Genomic DNA, 10,300 nt, shown 5'->3' on the forward strand with positions numbered 1-10,300 from the left:
ATCAGACCGGTGTCAACGGCTGCGCCACCAGTTTCACCCCCAGCGCGTGACACACCCGGTTGATGGTGTCGAAGCGTGGCTGCGCGTTCTCGCGTAGCGCCCGATAGAGCGCCTCGCGGGTGAGGCCGGACGCCTTGGCGAGCTTGGCGCCTTGGCGTGATCATTCCTTTTCTTCTTTGTGTCTTTGTGCCTTTGTGAGAGAATTTCACCGGCTCCAACGCTGGATCCTGGGAGCAAGTCGCGACGCTCCAACGTCGCGTGGTCTTACACCGGAAGACGGGCCGCTGGAGCGGCCTGACTGCATTCCCACGCTGGAGCGCGGGAACGAGAATACGCCTCTGTCCCGTGCCACCCTCTGACAACCGGCCGCGCCTATGTCCCAGTTCTCGTTCCTCAAAGCCGAATTCACCCCGGTCTACGAGCACGCCCAGCGCGCCGAGGTCCTGGCCCTCTCCGACCCGCGCGGCTCCTGCTTCTATACCCGGCTCGCGCTGGAGACGGCGGTCAAGTGGCTGTACCAGCACGACGGGACCCTGCGCACGCCCTACGACGACGCACTGTCCGCCCTGATCCACGAGGGCAGCTTCCGCACTTTGGTCGGCAATGCGCTGGTGACCAAGGCGAAACTGATCAAGGACTTCGGCAACAGCGCGGTGCACGACAGCCGCGCCGTGTCGGAGAATACCGCGACCGTGGCCCTGCGGGAGCTGTTTCACTTCTCTTATTGGCTGGCCCACACCTACGCCAAGGGTGCCAAGCCGCAACCCGGCTTTCAATTCTCCGCCGAGGCCCTGCCCAAGACCCAACTGGTGGAGGCGAAGACCCTCGCCGGCTTGCAGGCCATTGCCGACGGATTCGAGAAGCAGACCAAGGCACAGGAAGCAGCCGAGGCGGCGCGCATCCAGACCCAGCAAGAGCGTGACACGCTGGATGCCGAGATCAAGCGGCTGCGCTTAGAGGTCGCCGCCACCAAGAAGGCCAACCAGGCGATCCCGGACGACCACGACTACAACGAGGCGCAGACGCGGGATGTCTTCATCGACCTGCTGCTGCGCGAGGCCGGCTGGCCGCTGGATCAGGTACGGGACCGGGAGTTTCCGGTCACCGGGATGCCGAACAACACGGGCGAGGGCTTTGTCGACTATGTCCTTTGGGGCGCGGACGGCCGGCCGCTGGCGATCATCGAGACCAAGCGCACCAAGCGCGACGCGCGGGTGGGCCGGCAACAGGCCAAACTCTATGCGGACTGCCTGGAGGCCATGTACGGCCGCCGGCCGATCATCTTCTATACCAACGGCTATGAGCACTGGATCTGGGACGATGCCGGTCACCCGCCCCGCCCGATCCAGGGGTTTCTCAAGCAGGCTGAGCTTGAGCTGCTCATCCTGCGTCGCACCTCCCGCAAGTCGCTGGGCACGGTCGCCATCGACGAGGCCATCGCCGGGCGCTTCTATCAGACCCGCGCCATCCGCCGCATCGACGAGGCCTTCGAGCTGGACAACCTGCGCAAGGCACTGCTGGTCATGGCGACCGGCGGCGGCAAGACCCGGACCGTGATCGCACTCATCGACCAGCTCATGCGCGCCGGCTGGGCCAAGCGCGCCCTGTTCCTGGCGGACCGGGTGGCCCTGGTGAACCAGGCGGTTGCTGCCTTCAAGGCCCATCTGCCCCATGTGGCACCGGTCAATCTGGTGACGGAGAAGGGTGGACGCCTCGGCCCTGAACAAGTGGCTGTTCAATACAGACACCGTCGACAAGGTGCTGGCGCATGTCATGACCCACGGGCTCAAGGTCGAGAACGGGGACCGGCTGGGAAAGACGATCATCTTTGCCAAGAACCACGCCCATGCGGCCTTCATCAGCGAGCGCTTCGATGCCAATTGGCCGCATCTCAAGGGGCACTTCGCGCGGGTCATCGACCACCAGACCGAGTATGCCCAGTCGCTGATCGACGCCTTCTCGACCAAGGACAAGGCCCCCCATATCGCCATCTCGGTGGACATGCTGGACACGGGTATCGACGTGCCCGAGGTAGTGAACCTGGTCTTCTTCAAGATCGTCCGCTCGAAGACGAAGTTCTGGCAGATGATGGGGCGGGGCACGCGGCTGTGTCCGGACCTCTTCGGCCCGGGGCTGCATAAGGAGCACTTCCTGATCTTCGATTTCTGCCAGAACTTCGAGTTCTTCAACCAGAACCCGAACCTCACCGACGCGGCGCCCGGCGAGTCATTGAGCGCGCGCCTGTTCAAGACGCGCCTCGACGTGTTCGGGGAGATCGAGGACGCCGATCGCCCGTCCGGGACCGAGACCGGCGAACTGATGCAGTTGCGCGCCAGCCTGGCCGCCCGGCTGTTCGATGAGGTCGCCGGCATGACCCTCGACAACTTCATCGTCCGCCCCAAACGCCGGTACGTCGAAAAGTACCAGGACAAGACGGCCTGGGACCGGCTGCCCAGCGCGGAGCGCACCGAACTCGCCGAACATCTGGCCGGACTGCCGAGCGCCCTGGTGGACGACGACCTGGCGGCCAAGCAGTTCGATCTGCTGGTGCTGATGACACAACTTGCCGTGCTGCGCGCGGACCTCGCATTCGCGGGCCTGCAGGCGCGGATCAGGGGGATCGCGGCGCAACTGGAGGAGCTTGGCAATGTGCCCATGGTGAAGGCGCAACTGTCATTCATCGCGCAGGTGCAGAGCGATGAGTATTGGCAGGACCTCACGGCGGGGATGCTGGAGCACCTGCGGCGCCGGCTGCGCGACCTGGTCAAGCTGATCGAGCCGCGGGCGCGCAAGATCGTCTACACCGACTTCGCGGACGAGATCGGTGAGGCGTTGGCGATTGCCAACCCCCATGCCGGCTATGGTACCGACAAGTCCCGCTTCCTGATGAAGGTCCGCCAATTCCTAAGCCGGCACCAGGACCACATCACCATCCGAAAGCTGCGGCGCAACGAGCAGCTTACCCCATTGGACTTGACCGAGTTGGAGCGCATCTTCGTGGCCGAGGGGATCGCGGTCGACGAGGACCTGGACCGTATCCGCGGCGAGGGCGGCATCGGCCTCTTCATCCGCTCCCTGGTGGGCCTGGAGCGCGACGCCGCCAAGGAGGCCTTGGCGGGCTTCATGACCGGCCGGACCCTGACCGCCAACCAGATCGAGTTCATCAACCTGGTCCTGGACCACCTGACCGAGCGTGGGGCCATGGACCCGCGGCGCCTCTACGAGAGCCCCTTTACCGACTTCGACGATCAGGGTGTGGCCGGGGTCTTTTCGCTGGAGGACGCGCGGGTGCTGGTGCAGGTGTTGCGGGATGTCGGGGGCCGCGCGGCGGCTTGAGCCCTGCGGGCACCGGGCCGGTCGGACTGGTCAACAGGCGGGCATGATACCCGACGCCGCCGCGCACCTGCGCCTGGCGGACCAAGGCCCGCCAAGCGCACCGCACCCCAGACCCCGCATCGGCTTACAATCTGCGCCACCCGCTCACGGCCGCCCCGCGGCAGCAAGCGCCGCCGACACCTTCGACACAGGGCTCACATGTTTTATCCCCTAACGCGCACCGCCTGGCCCCTGCTCGCCATCCTGCTCACGTCCCCGGGCGCCCCGCGGGCCGCGGAGGGCACCCCGCTCGCCCTCCCGCCCCCGCCCGGCACGGCCCCGACGCCCACCGCGCCGGCCCCGGACCGCACCGGTAACGCGGCCGACCTCTGGCAACGCACCCGGGACACGGCCGGGACCTGGTGGCAGCGCTCGCGCGACCTGGCGGGGCAGGCGGTCCAGGACGCGGGGGGCCTGATGGGTCCCAAGCCCCAAGGCTTCCCCCAGGTCTGGGAGGGCGTGGTGCCCAAATTACAGGAGACCCTGGTCCTGGAGGAGCGCCGCACTGCCCTGCCGGACAGCGCCTGGTTCAGCGCCGACAAGGTCTCCAACCAGGCGCAGATCGAGGCCCTGCTCGATGATGCCGTCACCATCCTCTCGACCTCGCCGGTGCAGCGCTTTCGCGAGCGCATCCGCGCCATCCAGGGCGAGATCGACGCCGCGCGCGCGGCCATCGCCGACTACCGGCAGAACCGGGTTGCCGCCCCCACCGAGTCCACCATCAAGCGCACGGTGGCCGACTACGACCGTCTGATCGCCGAGAAGGAGGCGCAGATCAAGCGGCTCACCGAGCAACTCGCCCAGGTGAAGCGTGAATTCGCCGCGGCGGTGCGCCAACTGGGGGTGGACCTGAGCGATGAACAGGTGGAATTCCTGCTCTCCACCGTGGTCGGCGACAACATGGTCGATCTCGGCATCCTGTTCGACAATGTCAAATCGGTGACCAACCAATTGGAACAACTGGTCGCGCAGAGCGGCGAGGACCTGCAGAGCGCACGGCGCTATTACGGCATGTATGTGGTCCTGCTGCGTGCCCTGGAGCGGATGCACCAGAAGATCGAGGAGGCGATCGGCGAGCAGTATATCCCCCAGATCAACGCCATCATCACCCGTGCCGAGCAACTCACCGGCGAGACGCGGGACCTCCAGCGCAGTTCCCCGGGCAAGGGCGAACTGCTCGCCGCCAACCTGGAGGCGCAGCGGCTCACGATCGAGGCGGCCGGGGTCTATCGCCAATATCTCAACGACCAGAAGGCGCAGGTCATGCGCGCCCGGCTGGAATTGGAAAAGGACATCGCCGCCGCCTGGAACACCTTCGAGACGGTGCGCGTCTCAGGCGAACTGGTCGGGCTCGTCAAGTCCAGCCGGCGGCTGCTGGAAGGGCTGATGAACCGCCAGGTACCGGCCCTGCGGCCCTTCGAGAACCTGGAGATGCGCCGCGAGTTTGAAAAGCTCACCGAACAGTTACGGCGCGGTGGGTGACGTGAAAGAATAATTCTCTCACAGAGACACAAAGATCACAAAGATTTTCAAAGCGATATGTCGGTCGAGGAGGTCACCCGGCCGATGATCGGCCCAACGCCTTCAATGATCTGTTTTTCTTTGTGTCTTTGTGTCTTTGTGAGAGACTCTTCTTCCCCATTGGAGCCACGCCATGCCCACCAGACCCATCAGCAAAGACACCCGCCTGTGCATGTCACTGTCCGCGCGACCGGGTCAGTTCGGCACCCGCTTCCAGAACTTTCTCTATGAGGCCCTGGATCTCGATTACATCTACAAGGCCTTCACCACCACTGACCTGCCGGCCGCCATCAACGGCATCCGCGCCTTGGGCATCCGCGGCTGCGCCATCTCCATGCCCTTCAAGGAGGCCTGTATCCCGCTATTGGACGAGCTGGACCCCGCCGCCGCCGCGATCGGCGCGGTCAACACCATCGTCAATGACGCCGGGCGGCTGCGCGGCTACAACACCGACTACATCGCCATCCGGCGCCTGCTCGACCGGCATCAGGTCCCGCCCAGCGCCCGCTTCGCCATCCGCGGCAGCGGCGGCATGGCCAGGGCGGTGGTCTGCGCCCTGCACGATGCCGGTTTCCGGCACGGCCGCGTCATCGCCAGAAACCGGACCGCCGGGCAGTCACTGGCCCAGGGCTATGGCCTGGAATGGCGCGCCGAAACCGCCGACCTCGCGGCCGAGCTATTGATCAACGCCACCCCTATCGGCATGACGGGCGGCCCGGAGGCCGCAACGCTCGCCTTTGAACCCGCACGGATCGCGACCGCGACGATCGTCCTCGACGTCGTCGCCATTCCGCCCGAGACCCCACTCATCCGCGCCGCCCGGGACCTGGGCAAGCAGGTCATCACCGGCGCCGAGGTCATCGCCATCCAGGCCCTGGAGCAATTCGTCCTCTATACCGGACAGCACCCGACCGGGGAGCAGGTGCAACAGGCCATCGCCTATGCCGGGGAGGCGCCGGTCGCGCAGCGCTGATGCGATTGCGGTCGGCGAGGCCGCATTCAGAGTGCTTTTTGTTGCAACTTCTACAACCGTGCCTTCCAGTAACCAGGCTCCCGTCTGACGTGCATAACCGCCACAATTTCAATCTCAGGGTCTTGGTCGCGGAAAATCAAAGCATAAGGAAAGGTCTGGAGCTTGCACTTGCGCACTCCGGGCTCAACTTCGCGGTAGATCAGGGGGTTGAGCGAGATACGGTCCAGGGCCTCGTCAAGGCTGTTCAGAAACCGGCGCGCCAAGTCGGACCGCTGGTCGCGGTAATACCCGGCCGCGGCGTCCGCCTCTGCCGCCGCGGCAGGATGCCACCGCACCGTCACTGTCCGTATTTCGCCCGCAGACCGGCCAGCACCAAGTCTCCGGGGATCAGCGCAACTTCACCGGCGTCGATCTGCGCGCAACGCCGCGCGAGTTCCTGGCGCCATTGCTGAGAGACCTCAAAATCTGCTTCCATGTCAAGGCTTTCAAGCAATGTCTCCGCGATCAGCGCGCGCGCATGGGAGTCCAATCGCAGGGCGTCGTCGATGATCTGCTGAGCGTTGGTTTGCATCACCTGGGCCTCCCCTGGGCGTGGTAGTCAGTTGGCAGCTATGACGTGTTCGGTTTGAACCGCTCACAAAGATACGCGCGAGCTCGCCTGGCGACAAGCCGCGGACACCAGCCCTTCCAAGGCGCCCCATGACCAAACTGTCATCCGCAAACCTGGCAGGACCCGGCCGCCGCCCCCACCATGGGGAGCCAGTCAAGCCCGACACCGGAAGACCCCATGCACCGACGACCCATTGCCCGCGCCCTCCTCGCCTTACCCCTGATCCTGGCCCTGCCGGCGCCCCTGACGGTCCTGGCCGATCCCCCGAAGGTCTTCGAGCGGCAGCTCGGCAATGGCCTCAAGGTCCTGGTCAAGCCGGACCGCCGCGCCCCGGTCCTGACCTCCCAGGTCTGGTACAAGGTGGGCTCCAGCTACGAGTACGGGGGCATCACCGGGGTTTCGCACCTCCTCGAACACATGATGTTCAAGGGCACCGCGGCGCACCCGGCCGGTGAGTTCTCGCGCATCGTGGCGGAGAACGGCGCGGAGGAGAACGCCTTTACGGGGTCCGACTACACGGCCTATTTCGAGAATCTGGCGAGCGATCGGCTGGCGATTGCCTTCGAACTGGAGGCCGACCGGATGCGCAACCTCAGGCTCGATCCGGACGACTTCGCCAAGGAGCGCGACGTGGTCACGGAGGAGCGGCGGATGCGCACCGACGATGACCCCCAGGCCCTGACCGGGGAGCAGTTCGAGGCGGTCGCCTTCGCCGCCTCGCCCTACCGCAACCCCGTCATCGGCTGGGCCGGCGACCTGGAACAGCTCAAGGTGGAGGATTTGCGCGACTGGTACCGGCTCTGGTATGCGCCGAACAATGCGACGGTGGTGGTGGTCGGGGACGTGGAGCCGGAACAGGTCTTTGCCCTGGCCGAGCAGTATTTCGGCCCGCTCAAGGCGGAGACCGTGGCCCCGCCCAAGACCCAGGCGGAGCCGGAGCAGCGCGGTGAGAAGCGCCTCCAGGTCAAGGCCCCGGCCAAGGAGCCCTACCTGCTGATGGGCTACAAGACGCCGGCCGTGGTGGATGCCGCGGCCCCCTGGGAACCCTATGCGCTGGAGGTCCTGTCCTCGATCCTGGACGGGGGCAGCAGTGCGCGTCTGGAGCGTGAACTGGTGCGGGGCAGCCAGATCGCCTCCTCGGCCGGCGCCTCCTACAGCGCCTTCAGCCGGCTGCCCGGGCTCTTCCAGCTCGACGGGGTGCCGGCCAAGGGGCACGACATCCCGGCCCTGGAGCAGGCCCTGCGCGCCCAGGTGGAGCGGCTCAAGCAGGAGCCGGTGGCGGCGGCCGAACTGGAGCGTATCCGCACCCAGTTGATCGCGAACAAGGTCTATGAGCAGGACTCGGTCTTCAATCAGGCGGTGAAGCTGGGGCAACTGGAGACGGTCGGGCTCGGCTGGGAACTGGCGGACCAGTATGTGGAGCGCCTCGCCGCGGTGACCCCGGAGCAGGTCCAGGCGGTGGCGCAGAAATACCTGACCCAGGACCGGCTCACGGTCGCCGTCCTGGACCCCCAGCCGGTGGACGGCAAGCAACCGAAGAAGGCCCCGGCGGGGCTGGGAGGACATGGCAATGTACGTTGAGACCAGTCGCTTGAACGGGGTGCGCTGGAGCACGGACCGGCGCGGTATCGGCGGGATCGTTGGTCCGCGCAGCGGACCCTACGGGGGTCGCGCGAATCACACGTCTTCCTTTTTTGGCGTTCATTTGCGTTCATTTGCGGCTAATCTCTTCGCGGCCGCCCTGCTGCTGCTCGGCACCGCCGCCCAGGCAGGCCCCAAGATCGAGACCTGGCAGACGGCCAACGGCGCCCGGGTGCTGTTCGTGGCGGCGCCGCAACTGCCGATGGTCGATGTGCGGGTGGTGTTCGACGCCGGCGCGGCACGCGACGGTGAGCGCCCGGGGCTGGCCGCCTTTACCGCCGGCATGTTGAACGAGGGCGCCCGGGACTGGAACGCCGACACCATCGCCGAGCGGATGGAGAACGTCGGCGCCTCGCTCAGCGCCGCCACCGACCGCGACATGACCTCGGTCGCCGTGCGCAGCCTGACCCGGGAGCCGGCCCTCACGACCGCGTTGGAAACCCTGGCCGGGGTGCTGGCGGCCCCGAGCTTCCCGGCGGACGCCCTGGAGCGCAACCGCGAGAATACCCTGATCGGCCTGCGTCAGGAGCAGGAACAGCCGGCCAAGGTCGCCCAGAAGGCGCTCTACCGCCAAGTCTTCGGCGGCCATCCCTACGCCTCCGACCCGAGCGGGACCGAGGAATCGGTACGCGCCCTGACCGCCGCGGACCTGAAGGCCTTCCATGACCGCTACTACACCGGGGCCAATGCGGTGGTCGCCATCGTCGGCGCCCTGGACCGCCCGGCGGCCCAGGCCCTGGCGGAGCAGGTGGTCGGCACCCTACCGGCCGGGGAGCGCGCGGCCCCCCTGCCGACGGTCCCGGACCTGGGCGCGGCCGCCCTGGAACAGCTCGCCTTCCCCTCCAGCCAGACCCACGTCCTGGCCGGTCAACCCGGCATGGCGCGGGGCGACCCGGACTATTTCGCGCTCTATCTGGGCAATCACATCCTGGGCGGGAGCGGGCTGGTGTCGATCCTGATGGACGAGGTGCGCGAGAAGCGCGGGCTGTCCTACAACACCTTCAGCTATTTTATCCCCCTGGCGCAGCCTGGGCCCTTCCTGATGGGGCTCCAGACCAAGAACGACCAGGCGGGGCAGGCGCTCGGGGTCCTGGTCGATACGCTTAAGCAATTCGCCGCCGCGGGACCGACGGACGCGCAACTGACCGCCGCCAAGAAGAACCTGACCGGCGGCTTTCCGCTGCGTATCGCCGAGAATGCCGAGATCATCCCGTATCTCTCGGTCATCGGCTTCTACGGGCTGCCGCTCGACTATCTGGACCGCTTCACCGACCGCATCAACGCCATCAGCGCGGAGCAGATTCGCGACGCCTTTGCGCGGCGCGTCCACCCGGAGCGGCTCGCCATCGTCACCGTCGGGGGTGACCAGACGCCGGTCCCGGTCCCTGATCCGGCTGCGGCCCCGGCCCCGGCCGCCGGTGGGCCGGGTTAAGGGGGTCGCCGGCCGGTCCGGCCCAGGGCACCTGCGCATCATCGGCGGGCGCAACCGGGGCCGGCGCCTGCCGATTCCGGATCAGCCGGGGTTGCGGCCCACCGCCGACCGGGTGCGCGAGACCCTGTTCAACTGGCTCACCCCGGTGCTGCCCGGTGCGCGCTGTCTGGATCTATTCGCCGGCAGCGGCGCACTGGGGCTGGAGGCCGCCTCCCGCGGCGCCGGCCGGGTGGTGCTGGTCGAGCGCAACGCGGCGGTGGCGCGGCAACTCCTTGCCAATGTGCAGACGCTCGCCGCCGCGGACGTGGAGGTGATCGCGGCGGACGCGCTCGCCTGGCTCGCCGGGGAGCCCAGGCCCTTCGATATCGTGTTCCTGGACCCGCCCTTTGCCGACGGACTGCTCGCCCCCGCCTGCGCCCTGCTGGCCGCGCGCGGGTGGCTGGCGCCCGGCGCCCGGGTCTATCTGGAGAGTGCCGACCGGGCGGGCTTCCCGCCGCTGCCGCAGGCTTGGGAACTGGTGCGCGAGGGCACCGCCGGGCAGGTGCGATATGGGTTGGCGCTGGTACGGGGGGCCTCATCCCCGCCTCCCGGCTGACCGTTACCTGCCAGTCGCGCAGCGACGCTGTGGGAGCGGCTTTACCGTGAAAGTGCGTAGTCAGGCCATCCTGGCCTGACGGTGTCGGGGCTGGAACAGTCAGGGCTGGAAGCCCTGACTACGCCGCCCCGCACGCTGGCCATCGAGCTAGCG

At 67.2% G+C, this 10,300-nt stretch carries 8 protein-coding genes and 2 pseudogenes; 7 read left to right on the plus strand and 3 right to left on the minus strand.

What is annotated here, in order from left to right; genetic code table 11:
- Position 1 precedes the first annotated feature (1 nt).
- A pseudogene (locus QZY48_RS01890) lies at positions 2 to 136 on the minus strand (transcriptional regulator); the annotation flags it as partial.
- A gap of 238 nt (positions 137 to 374) precedes the next feature.
- Here QZY48_RS01890 and QZY48_RS01895 point away from each other — a divergent pair.
- From QZY48_RS01895 to QZY48_RS01910, 4 genes and pseudogenes are all read left to right on the plus strand, one after another.
- A pseudogene (locus QZY48_RS01895) lies at positions 375 to 1,661 on the plus strand (DEAD/DEAH box helicase family protein); the annotation flags it as partial.
- A gap of 112 nt (positions 1,662 to 1,773) precedes the next feature.
- The gene (locus tag QZY48_RS01900; protein ID WP_295426965.1) at positions 1,774 to 3,336 is read left to right on the plus strand and encodes a type I restriction-modification enzyme R subunit C-terminal domain-containing protein; all 1,563 of its coding nucleotides are present in this window, start codon (positions 1,774 to 1,776) and stop codon (positions 3,334 to 3,336) included.
- Between the two features lie 198 nt (positions 3,337 to 3,534).
- Positions 3,535 to 4,857 carry a hypothetical protein gene (locus QZY48_RS01905; RefSeq protein WP_295426968.1) on the plus strand — a complete coding sequence of 441 codons (1,323 nt, stop codon included), beginning with the start codon at positions 3,535 to 3,537 and terminating at the stop codon, positions 4,855 to 4,857.
- A gap of 172 nt (positions 4,858 to 5,029) precedes the next feature.
- The gene (locus QZY48_RS01910) at positions 5,030 to 5,869 is read left to right on the plus strand and encodes a shikimate 5-dehydrogenase (protein WP_295426970.1); all 840 of its coding nucleotides are present in this window, start codon (positions 5,030 to 5,032) and stop codon (positions 5,867 to 5,869) included.
- A 50-nt stretch (positions 5,870 to 5,919) separates the two neighbouring features.
- Here QZY48_RS01910 and QZY48_RS01915 read toward each other — a convergent pair whose 3' ends face one another.
- Positions 5,920 to 6,204, minus strand: a complete 285-nt coding sequence (locus tag QZY48_RS01915; protein WP_295426972.1) for a type II toxin-antitoxin system RelE/ParE family toxin — start codon at positions 6,202 to 6,204, stop codon at positions 5,920 to 5,922.
- A 2-nt stretch (positions 6,205 to 6,206) separates the two neighbouring features.
- Positions 6,207 to 6,440: an addiction module protein gene (locus QZY48_RS01920; RefSeq protein WP_295426974.1), complete on the minus strand. Its 234-nt coding sequence runs from the start codon at positions 6,438 to 6,440 to the stop codon at positions 6,207 to 6,209.
- A 216-nt stretch (positions 6,441 to 6,656) separates the two neighbouring features.
- Between QZY48_RS01920 and QZY48_RS01925 the strand changes: the two genes are divergently transcribed.
- From QZY48_RS01925 to rsmD, 3 genes are read left to right on the plus strand one after another with little or no spacing between them, the layout of a single operon-like run.
- Positions 6,657 to 8,060, plus strand: coding sequence for a pitrilysin family protein (locus QZY48_RS01925; protein ID WP_295426977.1), 1,404 nt, complete (start codon positions 6,657 to 6,659; stop codon positions 8,058 to 8,060).
- Complete coding sequence (locus QZY48_RS01930) at positions 8,050 to 9,552, plus strand: pitrilysin family protein (protein ID WP_295426980.1); 1,503 nt, start codon at positions 8,050 to 8,052, stop codon at positions 9,550 to 9,552. Before QZY48_RS01925 ends, QZY48_RS01930 begins: the two co-directional genes overlap by 11 nt.
- On the plus strand, positions 9,539 to 10,147 hold the full coding sequence (gene rsmD / locus QZY48_RS01935; protein WP_295426983.1) for a 16S rRNA (guanine(966)-N(2))-methyltransferase RsmD: 609 nt from the start codon (positions 9,539 to 9,541) through the stop codon (positions 10,145 to 10,147). Before QZY48_RS01930 ends, rsmD begins: the two co-directional genes overlap by 14 nt.
- The last annotated feature ends 153 nt before the right edge of the window (positions 10,148 to 10,300 follow it).

This window comes from uncultured Thiodictyon sp. (genome assembly GCF_903828115.1).
GTDB lineage: Bacteria > Pseudomonadota > Gammaproteobacteria > Chromatiales > Chromatiaceae > Thiodictyon.

Excerpts from the sequence above, each read along its gene's own strand:
- QZY48_RS01925 (WP_295426977.1), top strand. The coding sequence starts at position 6,657 with ATGCACCGACGACCCATTGCCCGCGCCCTCCTCGCCTTACCCCTGATC.
- QZY48_RS01910 (WP_295426970.1), top strand. The coding sequence starts at position 5,030 with ATGCCCACCAGACCCATCAGCAAAGACACCCGCCTGTGCATGTCACTG.
- QZY48_RS01900 (WP_295426965.1), top strand. The coding sequence starts at position 1,774 with ATGACCCACGGGCTCAAGGTCGAGAACGGGGACCGGCTGGGAAAGACG.
- QZY48_RS01920 (WP_295426974.1), bottom strand. The coding sequence starts at position 6,440 with ATGCAAACCAACGCTCAGCAGATCATCGACGACGCCCTGCGATTGGAC.
- QZY48_RS01930 (WP_295426980.1), top strand. The coding sequence starts at position 8,050 with ATGTACGTTGAGACCAGTCGCTTGAACGGGGTGCGCTGGAGCACGGAC.
- QZY48_RS01905 (WP_295426968.1), top strand. The coding sequence starts at position 3,535 with ATGTTTTATCCCCTAACGCGCACCGCCTGGCCCCTGCTCGCCATCCTG.